This window comes from Plantactinospora sp. B6F1 (assembly GCF_040120695.1).
Taxonomy (GTDB): Bacteria; Actinomycetota; Actinomycetes; order Mycobacteriales; family Micromonosporaceae; genus Plantactinospora.
The window spans coordinates 363,228-382,143 of sequence record NZ_JBEEAC010000003.1; the positions used below are offsets into that span (position 1 = coordinate 363,228).

Genomic DNA, 18,916 nt, shown 5'->3' on the forward strand with positions numbered 1-18,916 from the left:
CTGCAGGGGATGAGTCTGCGCGACCTGATCTACTCGGTGTATGAGCGACGTCTGAGGGCGAAGCTCGCCGGTAAACCCGTGCCGAAGCACGTCGGGGTGATGTGCGACGGCAACCGCCGCTGGGCCAGGGAGATGGGCTACGTCGACCCCAACGACGGGCACCGGGTCGGCGCAGCCAAGATCAAAGATGTGCTGGGCTGGTGCGACCAGGCCGGCATCGGGCACGTCACGCTCTACCTGCTGGCCACCGACAACCTGCGGCGGCCGGCGAGCGAGCTGGATCCGCTGGTGCAGATCATCGAGGATCTGGTGGTCGAGCTGGCCGAGGAGGGCAATCCCTGGCGGCTGCGGATGGTCGGCGCGCTCGACCTACTGCCGGCGCAGACCGCCATCACGCTCAAGTCGGCGCAGGAGCGTACCCAGAACCGGGTCGGCGGGGCGCAGGTCAACATCGCGGTCGGTTACGGCGGCCGGCGGGAGATCGCCGACGCGGTCCGCTCCCTGCTCTACGAGTACGCGGCGACCGGCGGCACCATCGAGGAACTCGCCGAGGCGATCGACGTGGACCACATAGCGGAGCACCTCTACACCCGGGGGCAGCCCGATCCCGACCTGGTCATCCGGACCAGCGGCGAGCAGCGGCTCTCCGGCTTCCTGCTCTGGCAGTCCGCGCACTCCGAGTTCTACTTCTGCGAGTTGAACTGGCCGGACTTCCGGCACGTCGACTTCCTGCGCGCACTGCGTTCGTACGCCAACCGTCAACGCCGGTACGGCGCATAGCCGGCCCGAGGGTCGTGGAGCGGCCCCGGGAGTCGCGGTGCGTGCGGTGCCCGGTCAGGTCAGCCGGTGCAGGGCTTCGGTGAGGAAGTCACCGAGGGCCTCCGGAGACTCTATGTTCAGGTCGGCGGCGTGCGAGACCTCGTCGCCGGTCTCCGGGTTGGCCACCGCCACGCAGACGCCGAAGAAGTCCGGATCCGCGGCCTCCCGGGCCCGCAGCGCGGCGAATGCCTTGATATCGGAGACGTCGTCACCGAAATACCAGGCGCAGCCGGCGTCCCGGACCGCCTCGTCGATCACCATCCCCTTGTCCCGGTCGACGGGGGGCTTGAGCTCCAGCACCATCCGGCCGACCTGGACCCGCAGGCCGAGCCGGTCGGCCTGGTCCCGACCCCACTGTTCGACCTGCTCGGCCAGGTGCGGGGCGGTGCGGTAGTGCAGGGCGACGGAGAGCCGCTTGTACTCCACCAGCGTGCCCTCGGGCAGCTCGGCCCGGGCGTGGTCGGCGAGTTCGGCCATCGTGGGTACGAACGGCAGCGCCGCCCCCTCGGTGATGGTCTCGCCCGAGGCGTGCAGGTGCTCCAGCCCGTATAGGCCGTAGAGGTCCACGCCGGGGGCACCGGCGAACCGGTCGCGGAGGAACTCCACAGGTCGGGCCGAGACGATCGCCACCCGCTGCACCACCTCGGTGAGCGCGGTGATCGCGGCCAGTGCCTTCGGGGCCGGCTCGACGGTTGTCGGATCGTCCCGGACCGGGGCGAGCGTGCCGTCGAAGTCGAAGAACAGGACACAGCGCCCGGCCCGCTCGGCGGTCGCCCGCCATGCCTGCTCGGCAGTCAGTGGACGGGTCGGGGGCTCGCCCCCCGTGTTGATCGGCCGCACGGGCGTCAGCGTACCCCGGCGGGTTGCCACCGCAGACGTCGAAGCGAAAACGTCTCACTCGTCGAGGCGGCAACCTCAAACCCTGCGGTGGCGACCCGCCGGCGCTACGGGTGTCGGCCGCCGGCTGGCACGCCTACCGGCCGGCGGAGCTGCCGACGGCGACCTCCCCTTGTCGTCCTGATCGGCGCGGGCGTCCCCGTCGCCGGGGTCCACCCTCTGTCAGTCGTCGCCGCCGAGCATCGCCCGGCGGCCGTGCAGTCGAGGCCCGATCGGCACCACCGCCGGGTCCTGGTTGCGACTCAGCAGGTAGCCCTCGACGAAACCGGTGTTGTGGTCCCCGGCGTTGCGGTCGAGTTCGTTGAGTCGGGTGATCAGGAATTCGGTGAGTGCGGTGATCCGGGCGTTGAGTCGTTCGTGGAGATCGGCGATGACGGCCAGGACGATGGCGGTACCGGTGGCGGTGACGGCGAGCACGTTCACGAGGAACGGCACCGGGTCGCCGCCGTGCACCGTCCCGACCACGACGTTCGCGGTCACGCACAGGGTCAGGGACACCGCCGCGACAACGACAGCCATCCACTTCAGGGTCATGGCTGACCCTCCTTCTGTCCCGCAGGGCTGAATTCGGCCTTGTCCCGTCCCCCCGCCGACGACGAGCCCAAGCAGTACCGAGGGACGTTAGCGCGACTGATTGATTCCTGGAGCTGATTGGTTGGGACTCATGCGCGAAGTTGCGCCATCTGAGTAACTACCCGGCTTGCTTTCGACCTTTTCGGACATCTTTGGGCAGAGTCGGGCGATATGCTAGATAACGGATCGTTTCCCGAATGTGGAACTTCTCCGCGTCCGAGACGTTAGGGTCGACCAGCCGGCGCAGCAGCGCCTCGACGTCGGGATCCATCGGCGGGGCGCTCGGTGCCGGGCGGGACGGGGTGGTCCGGTCCCAGCCGAGCACTCCGAACGCGACACTCGGATCCAGCCCCAGCCCCTCGCAGAACGCGACCACCCGGGCCGCCTCGGGGTCGCTGGCCCACTCACCGCGTACCCAGCGGTTGATGGTCTGGCGGGAGACGCCGGTCCGCCGGGAGACCTCGGTGCCGGTCCAGGCTCGGGTCGTCCGGGCGTCGTCGAGTGCCTTGCGTACGAAGGCAGCGAACGCGATCTTCCGTCCGTGGGCGCGGTCCGGCACCTGGTGACGGTACGGCCAGCTTTCCCCCTCCGGGGGCACTGTGGTCAGTCTGTACTGCGTGCGTGACAACGGCTCACTTTTCCGCCGCGCGGTGTTCTTGCTTGTGTTGAGGGGCATCACGTGGCCACAATAGATGTACGTAGGTGTGGGGGTAATCAGACGAAAAGCTGATACTGTCACGCGTACGATACGCCCTACCGTTTGTCTCGTGCATGAGACGTTTCGTGCTCGCGAGGGTGACACCCTCGTGACTGGAGGAGTCCGGTGACCGAACTAGCAACCCGGGCCCAGGCATTCGGTCTGATCGCCGACGGCGTCGCGGCCGGTCTCAGTGCGCCGTGGCGGCTCTACCTGGCGCGCGGCTGCCGCTACCTCTCGCTCAACGTCGGCGACCGTGCGGAGTGGAACTCCTGGCGCACCCATCTCGGCTGCCCGGAGTTGAGCGTCCGGGTGTACGACGCCGGTGGCGAGATCCGGCGGGCCTCGGTCGCCGAGGTCGTACTGGACGGCTGCCGGATCAGCGTCGAGCTGGTCGAGGAGGTGAGCACCGAAGACCTCGACCGGCTGCTCGTCTCCGATCCCACCTCTTTCGACCCGACCTCCTCCGACCCGGAGGAGAAGTGACCGGGCCGGCGACCGGCCGGCCCGATGTGGAACAAGCTGCGGGACAGCGACGAGCGGAGCGAGGAGATTGCGTGAGCGAGAGTTGCGAGCGAACCGGTCGGCTCAAACCCCGAACCTCCGGCGTCGGGGGGCGACGCGGCGTCGGGGGGCGACGCGGGGTCGGCGAGCGATGCGAGGAGACGCGGTGAGCCCGTTCTTCGTGGTCTTCCTCCTGCTCCTGCTCGCCTCGGCCAGCTATGCGGCCGGGCGGCTGCACGGCCAGCTCAGTTACCGGCTCGGTTACCGGTTCGGGTACCGGCAGGGATATTTCGACGGGGACCGGGGGGCCTGGAACCGTCGACGTAGGGAGGCGCAGGCGGCCATCGCCTCGGTGTTGGCGGTGCCATCACCCACCACACCGCACATCGCCCACACCGTCGTAGGTCAGGGAACGACGTATACGGGCGCCTCTTTCGCGGGGACCGCGACCAACGGCGGACGGCACTCCACCGACGCCCTCGCCTTCAGGAACGCCTGACCGGCGGAGCGGTGGGGTGAGCGGTCACCCGCGAGCACGGTGCCGGTCCGGAAGGACCCGCACCGTCGGGATCACGTCAGACCGGTGACGGTGATCCCACCGGCCGGGATGCGCGCAGGGGGCATGCATCCCGGCCGGTCCGCCGCCCGAGCACCGGGTGGCAGTGGCCGGGGCACCGTTGGAGGTGACCCCGAGCGCTGTGCGCAGTGGGCTGGATGCGGTGCGAAGTCGCACAGCTGCCCGCCCTAGCCCAAGCTGGCATCTCCCGGTTAGCGTCTACGCATGGCAAGGGGTCCTCCCGAGCCAGCCGGCCGGCCCGGACTCTGCGACTGCACGCGCCACGGGGCCCGCATCCGACCCCGTGTCTCCGGGCACCGGACGAGGCGGAACGCGGGTGGACGGGTGCACGCCCGCCGGAGCAGGCCTGTGACGAATCGCCGTACCACCCCTCGGGCCGACGACCAGAACCCGGGCGCCAGCACTACCCCGGGCCGAGCCAGGAGCGGACGCCGCACCCGTACGTCCGAGCCGGCCGCCAGTGCGGAGCCCGCACCAGCCCGCCGGGCGTACGTCCTGGACACCTCGGTACTGCTCTCCGACCCCGGCGCCTTCCACCGGTTCGCCGAACACGAGGTGGTGGTGCCGCTCGTGGTGATCTCGGAACTGGAGGGGAAGCGCCACCATCCGGAGCTGGGCTGGTTCGCCCGCCAGTCGCTGCGGATGCTCGACGAGCTGCGGGTGCGGCACGGCCGGCTGGACCAACCGGTGCCGGCCAACGACGCGGGCGGGACGCTGCGGGTGGAGCTGAACCACGCCGACGACGGCGTACTGCCGCCGGGGTTCCGTACCGAGTCCAACGACACCCGGATCCTCTCGGTCGCGCTCAACCTGGCCGCCGAGGGCCGGGCCGTCACGCTGGTCAGCAAGGACATGCCGCTGCGGGTCAAGGCGGCGTCGGTGGGGCTGACCGCCGACGAGTACCGGCACGGCCAGGCCAGCGATCCGACCTGGACCGGGATGGCCGAGCTGGAGTTGGGCGAGGAGCAGGTCAACCAGCTCTACGGGGGCGCGGCGCTGGACGTGGACACGGCGGCCGGCCTGCCCACGCACACCGGCCTGGTGCTGCACTCGCCGCGCGGTTCCGCGCTGGGTCGGGTGCTGCCGGACAAGACCGTACGCCTGGTCCGGGGTGACCGGGAGGCGTTCGGGCTGCGCGGCCGCTCGGCCGAGCAGCGCGTCGCCCTCGATCTGCTGCTGGACGAGTCGATCGGCATCGTCTCGTTGGGCGGCCGGGCCGGCACCGGCAAGTCCGCGCTGGCGCTCTGCGCCGGTCTGGAGGCGGTGATGGAGCGGCGCCGGCACCGGAAGGTCATCGTCTTCCGCCCGCTGTACGCCGTCGGCGGTCAGGAACTCGGCTACCTGCCCGGCTCGGAGGCGGAGAAGATGTCGCCCTGGGCCCAGGCGGTCTTCGACACCCTCGGCGCGGTGGTGCACGAGAACGTGATGGAGGAGGTGCTGTCCCGGGGGATGTTGGAGGTCCTGCCGCTGACCCACATCCGGGGCCGGAGCCTGCACGACGCCTTCGTCATCGTCGACGAGGCCCAGTCGCTGGAACGCGGGGTGCTGCTCACCGTCCTGTCCCGGGTGGGACAGAACTCCCGGGTGGTGCTTACCCACGACGTCGCCCAGCGGGACAACCTGCGGGTCGGCCGGCACGACGGCGTGACGGCGGTGATCGAGGCGTTGAAGGGGCATCCGATCTTCGCGCACGTCACGCTGACCCGGTCCGAGCGCTCCCCGATCGCCGAGGTGGTCACGGACCTGCTGGAGGACATCCCGCTGTAGCGGACAAGTGTGCCGGTGGGCGGCCACCGGCTGTTATTTGTCCTGTTTTGTGGCGATAAGCGGCGTGACGCAGTTCACAAATTCCGCCTCTCCTTTCCCAAGCGCCTCACCTTGCGCAATCGTGTCCTCCGAGCGCCACCGGCGGCCTTCCGCCTCCGGGGGCGTCGCGACCTTGCCCCCGACGAGAGGACCACTTTGTGAGTCGGCTGTGGAGCCGGTTCGGTGTCCGGGGAATCGCCGTCGCACTGCTCCTGGGGGGCGTCGGCGGTGGCTACTACCTGGGCGAGGACCGGGAAGCGCAGCAACACACCATCGAGGCCGAGTCGGCGCTCGACGCGCAGCAGGCCGAGTGGGACCTGCTCCGCGATCGGCATGCGGCGCACCTGCGGGCCACTGCCGCGCAGCGGGCCGCCGAGGCGGAAGCCGCGCGCAAGGCGGCCGAGGTCGCCAAGGCCGCGGCGGAGCGGGCCAAGAAGGCGGAGCAGGCCGCGAGCCGCAAGCGCCAACGCGAGAAGCAGGAGAAGGAGGAGGCGGAGCAGGCCACGAAGCCGTACACCGGGCCGATCCCCGCCTCGTGCAACGAGTACAGCGGTAACCGCAAGATCGGCTGCGCCCTGCTGCTCGACGCGGGCTTCGAGATCGCCGAGATGCCCTGCCTGGACAAGCTCTGGACCAAGGAGAGCGGCTGGAACCACAAGGCCGAGAACCGGTCGTCCGGGGCGTACGGCATTCCCCAGGCGTATCCGGGCAAGAAGATGGCCTCGGCCGGCAGCGACTGGAAGACCAGCCCGGCGACCCAGATCAAGTGGGGGCTGGGCTACATCAAGGGCCGCTACGACACGCCGTGCGGCGCCTGGCGATACTTCCAGGCCAACAACACCTACTGAGCACGACCGCCAGAGCGGGGGCCGGAGACCGTCCGGGCCCCCGCTCTGTCCGTGCGGTGCGTCCCCCGCTCTGTCCGTGCGGTGGTCGGAGCGGGTGAGATCCCGGCGACACCCGACCGGCACTCGGGCCCTGTTTCGGCTCCATCGTCCGGCTCCGCTGGCGGTCGGCGCCGGAAGCTGATAGCAACGTGAGGGTGACGTTCGACCCGATGTCCCGCGGCAACGATCCGAACCGGTTCGGCACCGAGGCCTTCTACGCGGCGCTCGGCCGGGCCTTCGTCGCGATGTGCGCCGTGGTGCCGGTGCTCTTCGTGATCGAGGCGCTCGACGTCTGGCTGGGGGCCGGATTCGACACCACCGCCGGGATCATGCCCCGGAGCATCGCCGGGCTCGACGGCATCTTCTTCGGGCCGTTCCTGCACCATGGCTTCGACCACCTCTACAGCAACAGCGTGCCGCTGATCCTGCTCGGCACCTTCGTCCTGGCCACCGGGGCGCGACGGTTCCTCTACTCGACCCTCCTGATCATGTTCGTCAGCGGGCTCGGCGTGTGGATCACCGGATCGCCCCAGTCGATCGTGGTCGGGGCCAGCGGTGTGGTCTTCGGCTACCTCGGCCTGCTCCTCATGCGCGGGATCGTGGAGCGGAGCTGGTGGAACTTCGGCGTCGTGCTGCTGGTCGGGCTGCTCTACGGCTGGCAGCTGCTCGGGGTGCTGCCGACCGACGAATTGATCTCCTGGCAGGGCCACCTGTTCGGGCTGCTCGGCGGGTTGGTGGCCGCGGTGGTCTTCCGGCGACGCCGGCCCCGCGACGACGATCCGTACCGGTCGGAGTCCACGTTGACCCTGCCCTGACCCCCGCGCACTCGCCGGTGGGACGGCTATTGCTTCGGTACGTGTCGTCCGCCTACGGTCGGATAAGCACAGCTGTTGATCAGTCCGTGGTCGGAGAGCGACGGTGAGCACATGCGTGAGGTCGATGTCGCGATAATCGGGGCCGGCCCCACCGGACTCTTCGCCGCCTACTACGCCGGTTTCCGGGGACTGTCGGTGGCGGTCATCGACGTGCTACCCGAACCGGGCGGACAGGTCACCGCCATGTACCCGGAGAAGGTCATCTACGACGTCGCCGGTTTTCCGGCCATCAAGGGCCGCGACCTGGTCGCCAACCTGGTCACCCAGGCCGCGTCGTTCAACCCCGAATACCTGCTCGGGGTACGCGCGGAGAAGCTGTCGTACCTGGACGGCACACCGGTGCTCAGCCTGGCCAACGGGGACGTCCTGCGCTGCGGCGCGATCATCGTCACCGCCGGGCTGGGCAGTTTCACGCCCCGCCCGCTGCCCGCCGCCGAGAACTTCGTCGGCAGCGGCATCGTCTTCTTCGTCCCGCACCTGGCCGACCTCGCCGGGCAGGACGTGCTGATCGTCGGTGGCGGCGACTCGGCGTTCGACTGGGCGCTGGCGCTGCAGCCGCTGGCCCGGTCCGTCACCCTGGTGCACCGCCGGGAGAGGTTCCGGGCCCACGCCGCCACCGTCGACCGGGTACGCCAGCTGCCGGTACGCATCGTGGTCAACGCCGAGGTGACGGCGCTGCACGGCGAGGCCGCCGTGACCGGGGCGGACATCGCGGTCAAGGGTGGCGGGACCGAGACCGTTCCGGTCGACACCGTGGTCGCCGCGTTGGGCTTCACCGCCGACCTCGGCCCGCTGACCGAGTGGGGACTGGCGCTCGACCGGCGACACATCCTGGTCGACAGCACCATGCTGACCAACCTGCCCCGGGTTTTCTCGGCCGGTGACATCACCGAATACCCGGGCAAGGTCCGGCTGATCGCCACCGGATTCGGCGAGGCCGCGACGGCGGTGAACAACGCGGCCGTGGCGATCAACCCGGCGGCGCACCTCTTCCCCGGTCACTCCTCGGACGCGGGTTGACCCGGCCGGGCGGCTGGGCCCGGGTCGGAAGAGGGCCCCGGCTCCGCCGGTAGGCCGGCGAGGTCGGCCATCAGTCGCATCTGGTGGTCGAAGTACGCCTCGCTATCCTCGACCACGCCCTGGGCGAGCCGACCGAACACCTCGAAACTGACCAGACCGAAGAGCTGGCTCCAGGCGGCCATGCCGCGGGCGAGCTGCTCCTCGGTGAGCGCGCCGGGACGCTGCTCCAGCAGCCGGGCCAGGTCGACGCGGACCGGGGGCGGCACGGGGGTGCCGTCGGGTGGGGCGAGCCGGCCGGCGACGGCCGCGTCGATCATGACCTGGACCAGTGCGAAGGCCACCCGCTGGGCCGGGACGACGGTCTCGGACGGGGCGGCGTATCCGGGCACCGGACTGCCGTACAGCAGTGCGTACTCGGCGGGGTGGGCCAGCGACCAGGCCCGTACGGCGTGGCTCACCCCCAGCCAGCGTCCGCGCAGGTCGTCCCGGGCGGCTGCCGCGTCGCCCGCCTCGGCCGCGTCGCCGAGCGCCTGGTACGCCTCGATGATCAGCTCGGTGAGCAGCGCATCCCGGCTCGGGAAGTACCGGTAGACGGCCGAGGAGACCATGCCGAGGTCCCGGGCGACGGCCCGGAGCGAGAGGTTGCCGCCCTCGGTGGCGAGGTGCCGCCGGGCGACCGCCTTGATCTCCTCGATCATCTCGGCCCGGATCCGGGCCCGGATCGACGGTGCGGACATGCCGCCACCCTGCCACATCCGGAGGTGCCCCCGAGAGCGGCCGTTCCGTCGGGGAGCGGCCGGTGCCCGGCGGAGCATCGGCCTTCGACATGAGCAGCAGTCATGAATCAGAGCACCGCTCTTGACGTTCGCGCTCGGATGGATCAGGCTGAAAGAGCAAACAGAGAGCAGTGCTCTCGACTCGGGGGAGCTGAACGGAAGGGTGGGGTGGATGGCACTCCAGGTGATCATCGGGGCCGGTCCGGTCGGCCAGGGGGTGGCGCGGCTCCTCGCCGACCGGGGCGAGCAGGTGCGGCTGGTCAGCCGTCGGGGCAGCGGACCGGAGCATCCCGGAATCGAGCGGGTCGCCGCCGACGCGGCCGACCCTCGGCTGGTCGACGTGGCGCAGGGCGCGGCGGCGATCTACAACTGCGCCAACCCGGCCTACCACCGCTGGGCCACCGACTGGCCACCGATCGCCGCCGCGCTGCTGGCCGTGGCGGAACGCTCCGGTGCGGTGCTGGCGACCACCGGCAACCTGTACGGCTACGGCCCGGTGCACGGGCCGATCACCGAGGCCGCGCCGCTGCGTCCGAAGGGCGTGAAGGGCCAGGTCCGGGCCCGGATGTGGCAGGACGCGCTGGCCGCGCACGAGGCGGGGCGGGTCCGGGTGACCGAGGTACGCGGCTCCGACTACCTCGGTGCGGGCGCCCAGACCCTGTTCACCCTCCTCGCGGTGCCGAAGGTGCTGGCGGGGAAGCGGGCGTACCTGCCGGCCGATCTGGACGCCCCGCACAGTTGGACGTACGTCGGCGATGTGGCCCGTACCCTGGTCGCCGCTGCCGCCGACGAGCGGGCCTGGGGCCGGCCCTGGCACGTGCCCAGTCAGCCGCCGGTGTCGATCCGGGCGCTGGCGGTCCGGCTCGCGGAGCTGGCCGGTGCCCCGGCGCCACGGCTCTCCTCGATGCCGGCCGCGCTGCTCCGGCTCGGCGGGCTCTTCGATCCGACGGCGCGCGAACTGCGGGAGACGGCGTACCAGTTCCGCCGGCCCTTCGTGCTGGACTCCACGGCGGCGACCGAGGCGTTCGGCATCGAGCCGACCGGACTGGACACCGCGCTTCGGGAGACCGCCGGACCCGTCCCGGCGGCGGCCCGCTGATCCGGCGGACGTCCGGGGGTCTCGGCGAACCCGGGCTACTCCTGCTCGGCCAGGGGCCGGCCGTCGAAGTCGATCGCCGAGTACAGCGCCAGCTTCTCCAGCCGGTGGTACGAATCGATCACCCGGATCGTGCCGCTCTTGGAACGCATCACGATCGACTGGGTGTACGCGCCACCGGCCCGGTAGCGGACTCCGCGCAGCAGGTCTCCGGAGGTGATCCCGGTGGCCACGAAGAAGGCGTTGTCCCCGGTCACCAGGTCGTCGGTGCTGAGCACCCGGTCCAGGTCGTGCCCGGCGGCGAGCGCCTTCTCCCGCTCCTCGTCGTCGCGGGGCCAGAGCTTCGCCTGCATCACCCCGCCCATGCACTTCAGCGCGCAGGCGGCGGTGATGCCCTCCGGGGTGCCGCCGATCCCCATCAGTACGTCGACGCCGGACTCGCCCCGGGCGGCCGCGATGGCCCCGGCGATGTCGCCGTCGGAGATGAACTGGATGCCGGCGCCGGCCCGGCGGATCTGCTGCACCAACTCCTTGTGCCGGGGACGGTCGAGTACGCAGACGGTGACGTCGGAGACCTCGGTCCCCTTGACCTTGGCGATCCGGCGCAGATTCTCCGCGACCCCGGCGTTGATGTCGACGGCGTCCGCGTAGACCGGTCCGACCGCCAGCTTCTCCATGTAGAAGACAGCGCTCGGGTCGAACATCGCGCCGCGTTCGGCCACCGCGAGCACGGCCAGGGCGTTGGGCATGCCCTTGCTCATCAGCGTGGTGCCGTCGATCGGGTCGACCGCGACGTCGACCTCCGGCCCGGTACCGTCGCCGACCTGCTCACCGTTGAACAGCATCGGGGCGTTGTCCTTCTCACCCTCGCCGATCACCACGACGCCGCGCATCGGGATCGAGTTGATCAACTTCCGCATGGCGTCGACGGCCGCGCCGTCGCCACCCTCCTTGTCGCCCCGGCCGACCCACCGGCCGGCGGCCATCGCCGCCGCCTCGGTCACCCGGACGAGGTCGAGGGCAAGGTTGCGGTCCAGGTTCTGCGGCACCCGGATACGGGTGTTGGTCATGTCGGCTCCTCCTCGCGGCACTGCGGGGTGGCCCGGCACAGCGCGGCGCGCCGCCGCCGGCCTTGTCAGGAATCCTGACACGCTGGTCAACCTAACGCCCGTTCGGGGCCCGGTTGCCCGGATCACGGCAACCGTTCGGCCGTGGCGGATCCGGACCACCCATTCTGCCGGGTACGGCTGGCGCGGTATGCCGGATCCGGCGACCCGGTCGACCGGATGGGCGGCGGCATCCCCGTCGGCCAGAGGTGGGGCATCCCGGTCGGCCTGATGGCGGCACCCGCTGGGCTGCCTGAAGACCGGCTGCCGGCGACTGCCCGCAGGAACGGCTGCCGGCGAAGCTGTCAAGATGGTGGGGTGAACTCCGCACAGCCTGCCGGCCGCAACCCGGCCGACCAGCTCAGCCCCGCCGACCAGCTTGGCTCGGCCGACCAGCTTGGCCCGGCCGAACCCGACGCGGCAGCCGTCACCCGGCCCGGTGGCGGGCCCGAGGACGGCGGACCCGAACACGGCGGACTCGAGGACGCGGGGCCGGACGACGAGCGGGTCGTGCCGGCGGCGATCAGGTCGCAGCGGTCGACCAAGGACATCGTCATCTCGCTGCTCGTCCTGCTGGTACCGATCGCCCTGGTAATCGGCTTCGCCCGGGTCTTCCTGGGCGCGGAGCAACCGGTGGTGATCGATCCGACCCCGGTACTCCAGGAGGCCCGGGCGGCCAACGCCTTCCCGGTCAGCGAGCCGACCGATCTGACCGACGGCTGGCGTACCGTCACCGCCCAGTTCCGCCGCGAGGCTGCCGGTGCGACCCTCCGGCTCGGGTACCTCAGCCCGGACGGCGGCGGAGTGCAACTGGTGCAGAGCAGCCTGCCGGCCGAGGGGCTGTTGCCGGCCGAGCTGACCCGCGACGGACAGCCGCAGGGCACGGTCGAGGTGGGTGGACGGCTCTGGCAGCGCTACACCGCCCGCCCCGGCGAGTCGGCCCTCGTCCTGCTGGAACCCGACCGGACGGTACTGCTGGTCGGTCGGGCATCCGAGGACCAGCTGCGGCAGGTGGTCTCTTCCCTGCGGTAGTCGTCCACCGTCGGTACTCTTCGTGTTTGTGTATCCCGTTGGGTGCGTGCCCGGCGGGCAGATCCCGGGGAGGATCGACAGTGACATTCCGACGGTGGAGCGTCGCCACGACATTCCGACGGTGGAGCGTCGCCACGACATTCCGACGGTGGAGCGTCGCCACGACATTCCGACGGTGGGGCGTCGCCACGCTCGCTGCGGCGGCCCTGTTCACGCCAGCTCTGACCGCCTGCTCGGGCACCGGCACCGAGCCGGACACCCCGGGCGCCCCGGGCGCCGATTCCCCGGCGATTCCGACGGACGCCAAGGAGGCGTTGCTCGCCTCGACCAAGGAGATCACCAAGGGTAACTTCACGTTCAGCATGACCGGCGCGGATCTCGACGGTCAGGGCTTCGTGCACGCGCCGAGCAAGAGCGCCCAGATGAACATGAAGGCCGGCGGCGACGAGTTCTCGATGGACATGGAGATCATCTACATCGAGCCGGAGAGCTGGGTGAAGCTGACCGTCACCGGCGCCGAGGACGTACCAGGGCTGGAGAAGCTGAACTCCGGCAAGTACCAGCACCTGGACCAGTCCAAGATCAAAGGCACCCGGGGGCTGGGCTTCGACTTCACCGACGTCGACCCGGCCGGCAGCGAGGCGCTGACCAGGGCCATCGTCGACGTGCAGAAGACCGGCGAGGGCACGTACACCGGCACGATCGACCTGACCAGGGCCACCGACGCCGGCATGGTCGACGAGGACGCGGTCAAGCTGCTCGGCGACGAGGCGACCAAGCTGCCGTTCGATGCCAAACTCGACGCGGAGGGCCGGCTCACCTCGCTGACCATCCAGCTTCCGGCGGTCGCCGGCGGCAAGGCGCAGGAACTGACCGTCGGCTACTCCGACTACGGCGCGGCGAGTCCGGCCAAGGCGCCGCCCGCGGCCGAGGTCGTGGAGGCGTCGCCGGAGACGTACGAGCTGTTCAACAAGTAGTACGGGTGCCGGGTGGGGTGGCCCAGCCGCTCCACCCGACGCACCCCGGATGCCGTCGGCGCACCCCGAATGCCGTCGGCGCGGTCGGGTTCCGTCGGGTGGCTGTCGGGGCGCGGCAGGGTGGCGCGAGAGTCAGCCCTGGGTGGTTTCCCGGGCCTGCCGGACGGCGTCGATCCGCTGCCGGGCACCGTCGAGCCAACCCTGGCAGATCTCGGCCAGCCGCTCGCCCCGCTCCCACAGCGCCAGCGACTCCTCCAGCGAGGTGCCGCCGGCCTCCAGCCGTTCGACCACCGTGGCCAGCTCTGCCCGGGCCTGCTCGTAACTGAGTCCCTCGCCGGGGCCGCTCGCGCGATCTTGCGTGTCAGTCATGGTGGCTCCCATCTCAGCACACCGGCACCGGGCGGGTCCGCGCACACACCCGTACGACAGACGACTACGGCTCGACGACCGCGCCGAGTTCGCCCTCGGCGAGGCGTACCCGCAGCGGGTCACCGGCGGCGACCTCACCGGGTCCCCGTACGACGTGTCCGTCGGCACGCTGCACGATGGCGTACCCCCGGTGCAGGGTGGCGGCCGGGGAGAGCGCCCGGAGCCGCGCCACGGTGTGCCGGAGTTCCCCGGTCGCGGTGTCGAGCCGATGCTCGACGCAGCGGACGGCGCGGTCCCGCAGCCCGTTCACCTCGGCGGCCCGCTGGTCCAGCAGGATCTCCGGCCGGGCGAGCGAGGGACGGGACCGCCAGGCGTCGAGGCGGTGCGTCTCCCGGTCGACCAGTCCGATCATGGCCCGGTCGAGCCGGTCCCGGGCCATCCGGATCAGCCGGGTCTCCTCGCCGAGGTCCGGCACGATCCGTTTGGCGGCGTCGGTCGGGGTCGAGGCGCGCAGGTCGGCCACGTAGTCGACCAGCGGCGCGTCGGTCTCGTGGCCGATCGCGCTGACCACCGGGGTACGGCAGCCGAAGACCGCCCGGCACAGTGCCTCGTCGGAGAAGGGGAGCAGGTCCTCGACGCTGCCACCGCCCCGGGCCAGCACGATCACCTCGATGTTCGGATCGGCGTCGAGCACCCTGAGCGCGTCGACGATCTGCGGTACGGCGGTCGGGCCCTGCACCGCCACGTTGACCGTCCGGAACTGGACCGCTGGCCAGCGACGCCGGGCGTTCGTCAGCACGTCCCGCTCGGCCGCCGAGGCCCGGCCGGTGATCAGGCCGACCCGGCCGGGCAGGAAGGGCGGCCGGCGCTTGCGGGCACGGTCGAAGAGTCCCTCGGCGGCGAGCAGCTTCTTCAGCTTCTCCAGCCGGGCCAGCAGTTCGCCGAGACCGACCTGCCGGATCTCGTCGGCCCGCAGGCTCAGCGTGCCCCGGGCGGCGTAGAACTCTGGCTTGGCGTGCAGGAGTACCCGGGCACCCTCGGCCAGCTCCGGCGCTCCGACGTCCAGTACGTCCCGGTTCGTGGTGACGGTGAGGCTGAGGTCGGCCGACGGGTCGCGGAGGGTGAGGAAGACGGTTGCCGCGCCGGGGCGGCGGCTGAGCTGCGCCACCTGGCCGTCCACCCAGACCCAGCCCAGCTTGCCGATCCAGGCGCTCAGCTTCTGGCTGACCACCCGGACCGGCCACGGCTCGTCGGGCGTACTGCGCGGGATGCCGGCCTCGGTCATCCGGTCAGCCTACGGCCGGCACCGCCCGACCCGGCACCGCCGGTCCGGTGACCGCGGGCACCCGGGACAGCGGCCAGCGGGCGGAATCACGGGCGGAACGTAGACTGGCCGGGTGACCGAGGCTCAGACGACACCCCAGACCAGTAAGCGTGTCCTGCTGGCCAAGCCTCGCGGCTACTGCGCCGGCGTCGACCGTGCCGTGCAGACCGTGGAGGAGGCCCTCAAGTTGTACGGGGCGCCGATCTACGTGCGCAAGCAGATCGTGCACAACAAGCACGTCGTCTCCACCCTCGAACGACAGGGCGCCATCTTCGTGGAGGAGAACGAGGAGGTGCCGGAGGGATCGACCGTGATCTTCTCGGCGCACGGTGTGGCGCCGGAGGTCCACGAGCAGGCGAAGGCCCGCTCGCTGAAGGCGATCGACGCCACCTGCCCGCTGGTCACGAAGGTGCACCACGAGGCCCGGCGGTTCGCGGCGGACGATTACGACATTCTGCTCATCGGGCACGAGGGGCACGAAGAGGTGATCGGCACCTCGGGTGAGGCGCCCGCGCATATCCAGCTCGTGGACGGTCCGGACGGTGCCGACAAGGTGACCGTACGGGACCCGGCGAAGGTGGTCTGGCTCTCCCAGACGACGCTGTCGGTGGACGAGACGATGGAGACCGTCGCCCGGCTCAAGCGCCGGCTGCCGCTGCTCCAGTCGCCGCCGAGCGACGACATCTGCTACGCCACCCAGAACCGTCAGCACGTGGTCAAGGAGATCGCCGCCGAATGTGACGTGGTGATCGTGGTCGGTTCCCGCAACTCGTCGAACTCGGTGCGGCTGGTCGAGGTGGCGCTGGACGCGGGTGCCCGGGCCGGTTACCTGGTCGACTACGCCTCGGAGATCTCCGACGACTGGCTTGCCGGGGCCACCACGGTCGGCCTGACCTCGGGGGCGAGCGTCCCCGACGACCTGGTCATGGAGGTGCTCGACCATCTCGCCGCGCGCGGTTTCGCCGACGTGACCGAGGTGACCACCGCCGACGAGCGGCTGACCTTCTCGCTTCCGCAGGAACTCAGGCGCGACATGAAGGCGGCCGCGGCGGCCAGGGCGGCGGCGCAGCAGGCCGACGCACTCGCGGCGAGCACCGCCAAGGCCTGATCGGGGTACGGGGTGCCGGCGTTCATCAGCCCGCGACGCGGAACAGGCGGCAGCCTGCGACGCGGAACGGGTGGCGTGGCGTACGCGTCGGATCTGTCATGAGGACAATTCATATTGTCGGTGTCGTGCTCGCCACCGGGCTGGCCCTCGGCGGTTGCGCGGACACCGGCTCGACGCCGCCGAACGGTTCAGGAGGAAGTCCGGTGACCGTGTCCCCCTCGCCTGATCCGGCCTCGTCCGGTCCCTCCGGCTCTGTTCCGACACCCCCCGGCGGCCCGACGGCCGATCCGACCGCCCCGCCGCGCGGCGGGGCGGCGCCGAGCGGTACGACCACGCTGCGTGGGACGGTCCGGGCCGGTGTCGAGCTGAACTGTGTGCTGCTGGACGACTATCTGCTGGTCGGTGGCCCTCGGGATGTGCTCACCCCCGGAGCCCGGGTGACGGTCGTCGGCGAGGTACGCGCCAATCTGATGACCACCTGCCAGCAGGGCACCCCGTTCCAGGTGCACAGCGCCACCCGGGACTGACCGCGACACCGGATCACCGGATCCTCGGGATGGGTGAGCGGATTCTGGGACAGGACCGTCAGCGGCGGCGCGGGACCCAGTAGAGGATCTGGCCCGCGAGCAGCGCGGGATGGACGTCGGGCCGCTCGCGCAGGGCGCGGGCGAGCTGGGCGCCGAGGTACACCATCAGGCCGACCCGGTCGCCCCGGAAGGCGGTCACGAGCGCCAGTCGCGCCTGCTGGCACGGCCAGGGCGCCCCACAGGCCCGACAGCGGTACGACGGGTGTGCCGGGACGTGCCGGCGCCAACGTTCCTGCGACCCGATCACGCCTACCCCCGGCCTACCCGCTCGCCGTGCCGGGCGCGGTACTCCCCGGCCCGGGTCAGGCTCCCCGCCCGACCGTTAAGCAGTCGAGGGTGCGTCCCGACCCGGGTGTCCCAGGCGGGCCGGCGGTTGCGCATCCGGTCCCGGGCCGGCGGGGGTGCGTCCACGATCGGCGAGACGAAGGCCTTCGCCCGGACCGCCGCCCGATATTCCGCTCTGGACAGTGGCGGCGGTGGCGGTGGCTGGTAGGGCATCGGCACGAGTTCGACGGAGTCCGGGCAGCGCCACCGCCACCCGCATCGGCAGTACCGCCAGAGCCGGCGCCAGTCCCGGCGGTGGTACGGCTTTGGCCCGCGACCGAGTCTCATCAGTGTCTCCCGTCGGTGGAAGGTGGCCGGGGGCGGCGCCTGGCTCCGACCTGGTACCGCCCCCGTAGGCGCCACCGCCCGGCATCGGAGGGCTGTTGCACGGGGAACCGGACGGTGTTGCCTGAATTCCACCTTGGACTTTGGTCGGCAATAGGCGGAAGATAATGAGTCGGCAGCAATGGTGACGTACCCAATGGAGTGCCGGGAAGGGCGGGGAATGTCGATTCACAACGCCGGACTGGGAAGAATGCTCAAGTTCGCGCGATCCAGATCAACAATGACGCAGGATCAACTTGCCGAGCGGCTCAACGTGTCGACCTCATTGATCGCGAAGTTCGAAACCAATCGACTGATCCCGAAGCCCGACACGGCGCGGGGTCTCGATGCGGTGTTCGACTCCGGGGATCTGTTCCAGGAGTCGGCGGCCGAGGCGCGGGCCTTCTCCGGCGGGACGGTGTGGATCCGGCCGTGGCTGGAGTACGAGCAACAGGCCACGATGGTCCGAAGCTTCGAACCGACGGTGGTCCCCGGGCTGCTTCAGACCGAGGATTACGCGCGGGCCATTCTCCGGTACGCCGGAACCCGCGTGCCGGACCTGGACGGCACGGTGGCGAGCCGGATCGCCCGGGCCGAGATCCTGCACCGGGTCGACAACCCGTGCCGGCTCTTCGCGGTGATCGACGAGGCGGTGCTGCGCCGGCCGGTGGGCACCCCGAAGGTGATGGCCGACCAACTGCACGCGATCGTGCAGGCCTGCGCCCTGCCGAACGTCAGCGTCACCGTGGTGCCGGCATTGGTCGGCGCCTACCCCGGTCTCAACGGACCGCTCGCACTCGCCACTGTCGACGGTCGCGACGTCGCGTTCCTGGACGATCCGCTGGGCGGTCGGGTGGTCGAGGACCCGGACCGGGTGGCCGCGCTCGGCGAGGTCTGGGAGGCCATCCGCGAGTACGCTCTACCCGGACAACCGTCCCTCGAACTGATTATGGAAGCGGCGGAATCATGGAGCTGATGGCTGTGCCGCGCTGGCGGACGTCTTCCCGCAGCAACGGGCAGGGCGGCAACTGTGTCGAGGTGGCCGACAATCTTTCCGGTCGGGTGTTGGTCCGGGACAGCAAGGACCGGCAGGGGCCGACTCTCACCTTCGGGCCGGCAGCCTGGCGCGCCTTCGTCGACACGACGGCGCGCGGACCTGCCTCGACAGCCGGCTGATCGGCGCGGACCGTTTTCGGCGGCCGGCTGATCGGCGCGCGGACCGGGCCCGGCGCCCGACC

23 protein-coding genes are annotated in these 18,916 nt (G+C 70.9%); 14 read left to right on the top strand and 9 right to left on the bottom strand.

The features are described 5' to 3' along the window. Positions 1-9 precede the first annotated feature (9 nt). Positions 10-780 carry an isoprenyl transferase gene (locus tag ABNF97_RS07290; protein ID WP_130464949.1) on the top strand — a complete coding sequence of 257 codons (771 nt, stop codon included), beginning with the start codon at positions 10-12 and terminating at the stop codon, positions 778-780. A 54-nt stretch (positions 781-834) separates the two neighbouring features. Here the strand turns inward: ABNF97_RS07290 and otsB are convergent, their stop codons facing one another. The 3 genes from otsB to ABNF97_RS07305 all read right to left on the bottom strand — a co-directional run bounded on the left by otsB (position 835) and on the right by ABNF97_RS07305 (position 2,848). Further along, positions 835-1,659 (bottom strand): trehalose-phosphatase, encoded by an 825-nt coding sequence (otsB, locus tag ABNF97_RS07295; RefSeq protein ID WP_130464948.1) that lies wholly within the window; start codon positions 1,657-1,659, stop codon positions 835-837. A 219-nt stretch (positions 1,660-1,878) separates the two neighbouring features. Beyond that, a complete protein-coding gene (locus tag ABNF97_RS07300) occupies positions 1,879-2,250 on the bottom strand; it encodes a hypothetical protein (RefSeq protein WP_130464947.1) in 372 nt (123 codons plus the stop codon). 157 nt (positions 2,251-2,407) lie between these two features. Next, positions 2,408-2,848, bottom strand: a complete 441-nt coding sequence (locus tag ABNF97_RS07305; protein ID WP_130464946.1) for a helix-turn-helix domain-containing protein — start codon at positions 2,846-2,848, stop codon at positions 2,408-2,410. 264 nt (positions 2,849-3,112) lie between these two features. Between ABNF97_RS07305 and ABNF97_RS07310 the strand changes: the two genes are divergently transcribed. The 6 genes from ABNF97_RS07310 to ABNF97_RS07335 all read left to right on the top strand — a co-directional run bounded on the left by ABNF97_RS07310 (position 3,113) and on the right by ABNF97_RS07335 (position 8,655). Continuing rightward, a complete protein-coding gene (locus ABNF97_RS07310) occupies positions 3,113-3,472 on the top strand; it encodes a hypothetical protein (protein ID WP_130464945.1) in 360 nt (119 codons plus the stop codon). Positions 3,473-3,656: 184 nt separating this feature from the next. After that, positions 3,657-3,989, top strand: a complete 333-nt coding sequence (locus ABNF97_RS07315; protein WP_130464944.1) for a hypothetical protein — start codon at positions 3,657-3,659, stop codon at positions 3,987-3,989. Positions 3,990-4,415: 426 nt separating this feature from the next. Then, positions 4,416-5,834: an RNA 5'-3' helicase PhoH2 gene (gene phoH2, locus ABNF97_RS07320; protein ID WP_130464943.1), complete on the top strand. Its 1,419-nt coding sequence runs from the start codon at positions 4,416-4,418 to the stop codon at positions 5,832-5,834. 197 nt (positions 5,835-6,031) lie between these two features. After that, the gene (locus tag ABNF97_RS07325) at positions 6,032-6,721 is read left to right on the top strand and encodes an aggregation-promoting factor C-terminal-like domain-containing protein (protein WP_130464942.1); all 690 of its coding nucleotides are present in this window, start codon (positions 6,032-6,034) and stop codon (positions 6,719-6,721) included. Between the two features lie 209 nt (positions 6,722-6,930). Beyond that, complete coding sequence (locus tag ABNF97_RS07330; protein ID WP_130466310.1) at positions 6,931-7,575, top strand: rhomboid family intramembrane serine protease; 645 nt, start codon at positions 6,931-6,933, stop codon at positions 7,573-7,575. Between the two features lie 111 nt (positions 7,576-7,686). Further along, entirely contained in the window at positions 7,687-8,655 is a 969-nt protein-coding gene (locus tag ABNF97_RS07335) for an FAD-dependent oxidoreductase (RefSeq protein ID WP_130464941.1), read from the top strand. Here ABNF97_RS07335 and ABNF97_RS07340 read toward each other — a convergent pair. Next, the gene (locus ABNF97_RS07340) at positions 8,634-9,392 is read right to left on the bottom strand and encodes a WHG domain-containing protein (protein WP_130464940.1); all 759 of its coding nucleotides are present in this window, start codon (positions 9,390-9,392) and stop codon (positions 8,634-8,636) included. The genes ABNF97_RS07335 and ABNF97_RS07340 overlap by 22 nt on opposite strands. A 211-nt stretch (positions 9,393-9,603) precedes the next feature. Between ABNF97_RS07340 and ABNF97_RS07345 the strand changes: the two genes are divergently transcribed. Further along, complete coding sequence (locus ABNF97_RS07345; RefSeq protein WP_349338035.1) at positions 9,604-10,530, top strand: NAD-dependent epimerase/dehydratase family protein; 927 nt, start codon at positions 9,604-9,606, stop codon at positions 10,528-10,530. Positions 10,531-10,565: 35 nt separating this feature from the next. On the opposite strand, the gene glpX is transcribed toward ABNF97_RS07345, so the two are convergent. After that, positions 10,566-11,597, bottom strand: coding sequence for a class II fructose-bisphosphatase (gene glpX, locus ABNF97_RS07350; RefSeq protein WP_130464938.1), 1,032 nt, complete (start codon positions 11,595-11,597; stop codon positions 10,566-10,568). A 354-nt stretch (positions 11,598-11,951) separates the two neighbouring features. Here glpX and ABNF97_RS07355 point away from each other — a divergent pair, with 354 nt between their 5' ends. Further along, positions 11,952-12,665, top strand: coding sequence for a DUF4245 domain-containing protein (locus ABNF97_RS07355; RefSeq protein ID WP_349338036.1), 714 nt, complete (start codon positions 11,952-11,954; stop codon positions 12,663-12,665). Positions 12,666-12,745: 80 nt separating this feature from the next. Then, the gene (locus tag ABNF97_RS07360; protein ID WP_349338037.1) at positions 12,746-13,642 is read left to right on the top strand and encodes a hypothetical protein; all 897 of its coding nucleotides are present in this window, start codon (positions 12,746-12,748) and stop codon (positions 13,640-13,642) included. Between the two features lie 132 nt (positions 13,643-13,774). Here ABNF97_RS07360 and ABNF97_RS07365 read toward each other — a convergent pair whose 3' ends face one another. Together ABNF97_RS07365 and xseA are read right to left on the bottom strand one after the other, a co-directional pair. After that, positions 13,775-14,011, bottom strand: a complete 237-nt coding sequence (locus tag ABNF97_RS07365) for an exodeoxyribonuclease VII small subunit (RefSeq protein WP_349338038.1) — start codon at positions 14,009-14,011, stop codon at positions 13,775-13,777. A gap of 64 nt (positions 14,012-14,075) precedes the next feature. Further along, positions 14,076-15,296, bottom strand: coding sequence for an exodeoxyribonuclease VII large subunit (gene xseA, locus ABNF97_RS07370; RefSeq protein ID WP_130464935.1), 1,221 nt, complete (start codon positions 15,294-15,296; stop codon positions 14,076-14,078). Between the two features lie 112 nt (positions 15,297-15,408). Between xseA and ABNF97_RS07375 the strand changes: the two genes are divergently transcribed. Then, a complete protein-coding gene (locus tag ABNF97_RS07375) occupies positions 15,409-16,443 on the top strand; it encodes a 4-hydroxy-3-methylbut-2-enyl diphosphate reductase (protein WP_349338039.1) in 1,035 nt (344 codons plus the stop codon). 98 nt (positions 16,444-16,541) lie between these two features. Continuing rightward, positions 16,542-16,970: a superantigen-like protein SSL4 gene (locus tag ABNF97_RS07380; protein WP_349338040.1), complete on the top strand. Its 429-nt coding sequence runs from the start codon at positions 16,542-16,544 to the stop codon at positions 16,968-16,970. 58 nt (positions 16,971-17,028) lie between these two features. On the opposite strand, the gene ABNF97_RS07385 is transcribed toward ABNF97_RS07380, so the two are convergent. Both ABNF97_RS07385 and ABNF97_RS07390 read right to left on the bottom strand, forming a co-directional pair. Further along, on the bottom strand, positions 17,029-17,169 hold the full coding sequence (locus ABNF97_RS07385; RefSeq protein WP_349338041.1) for a hypothetical protein: 141 nt from the start codon (positions 17,167-17,169) through the stop codon (positions 17,029-17,031). A 110-nt stretch (positions 17,170-17,279) separates the two neighbouring features. Beyond that, positions 17,280-17,642 carry a hypothetical protein gene (locus tag ABNF97_RS07390; protein WP_130464932.1) on the bottom strand — a complete coding sequence of 121 codons (363 nt, stop codon included), beginning with the start codon at positions 17,640-17,642 and terminating at the stop codon, positions 17,280-17,282. A gap of 247 nt (positions 17,643-17,889) precedes the next feature. Here ABNF97_RS07390 and ABNF97_RS07395 point away from each other — a divergent pair, with 247 nt between their 5' ends. Both ABNF97_RS07395 and ABNF97_RS07400 read left to right on the top strand, forming a co-directional pair. Next, positions 17,890-18,654: a helix-turn-helix domain-containing protein gene (locus ABNF97_RS07395; RefSeq protein WP_349338042.1), complete on the top strand. Its 765-nt coding sequence runs from the start codon at positions 17,890-17,892 to the stop codon at positions 18,652-18,654. Next, positions 18,654-18,854: a DUF397 domain-containing protein gene (locus ABNF97_RS07400; protein WP_502930459.1), complete on the top strand. Its 201-nt coding sequence runs from the start codon at positions 18,654-18,656 to the stop codon at positions 18,852-18,854. Before ABNF97_RS07395 ends, ABNF97_RS07400 begins: the two co-directional genes overlap by 1 nt. Positions 18,855-18,916: the final 62 nt, after the last annotated feature.

Excerpts from the sequence above, each read along its gene's own strand:
- ABNF97_RS07290 (WP_130464949.1), top strand. The coding sequence starts at position 10 with ATGAGTCTGCGCGACCTGATCTACTCGGTGTATGAGCGACGTCTGAGG.
- ABNF97_RS07300 (WP_130464947.1), bottom strand. The coding sequence starts at position 2,250 with ATGACCCTGAAGTGGATGGCTGTCGTTGTCGCGGCGGTGTCCCTGACC.
- ABNF97_RS07330 (WP_130466310.1), top strand. The coding sequence starts at position 6,931 with ATGTCCCGCGGCAACGATCCGAACCGGTTCGGCACCGAGGCCTTCTAC.
- ABNF97_RS07335 (WP_130464941.1), top strand. The coding sequence starts at position 7,687 with ATGCGTGAGGTCGATGTCGCGATAATCGGGGCCGGCCCCACCGGACTC.
- ABNF97_RS07340 (WP_130464940.1), bottom strand. The coding sequence starts at position 9,392 with ATGTCCGCACCGTCGATCCGGGCCCGGATCCGGGCCGAGATGATCGAG.
- ABNF97_RS07345 (WP_349338035.1), top strand. The coding sequence starts at position 9,604 with ATGGCACTCCAGGTGATCATCGGGGCCGGTCCGGTCGGCCAGGGGGTG.
- glpX (WP_130464938.1), bottom strand. The coding sequence starts at position 11,597 with ATGACCAACACCCGTATCCGGGTGCCGCAGAACCTGGACCGCAACCTT.
- ABNF97_RS07365 (WP_349338038.1), bottom strand. The coding sequence starts at position 14,011 with ATGACTGACACGCAAGATCGCGCGAGCGGCCCCGGCGAGGGACTCAGT.
- xseA (WP_130464935.1), bottom strand. The coding sequence starts at position 15,296 with ATGACCGAGGCCGGCATCCCGCGCAGTACGCCCGACGAGCCGTGGCCG.
- ABNF97_RS07380 (WP_349338040.1), top strand. The coding sequence starts at position 16,542 with ATGAGGACAATTCATATTGTCGGTGTCGTGCTCGCCACCGGGCTGGCC.
- ABNF97_RS07390 (WP_130464932.1), bottom strand. The coding sequence starts at position 17,642 with ATGAGACTCGGTCGCGGGCCAAAGCCGTACCACCGCCGGGACTGGCGC.
- ABNF97_RS07395 (WP_349338042.1), top strand. The coding sequence starts at position 17,890 with ATGCTCAAGTTCGCGCGATCCAGATCAACAATGACGCAGGATCAACTT.
- ABNF97_RS07400 (WP_502930459.1), top strand. The coding sequence starts at position 18,654 with ATGGCTGTGCCGCGCTGGCGGACGTCTTCCCGCAGCAACGGGCAGGGC.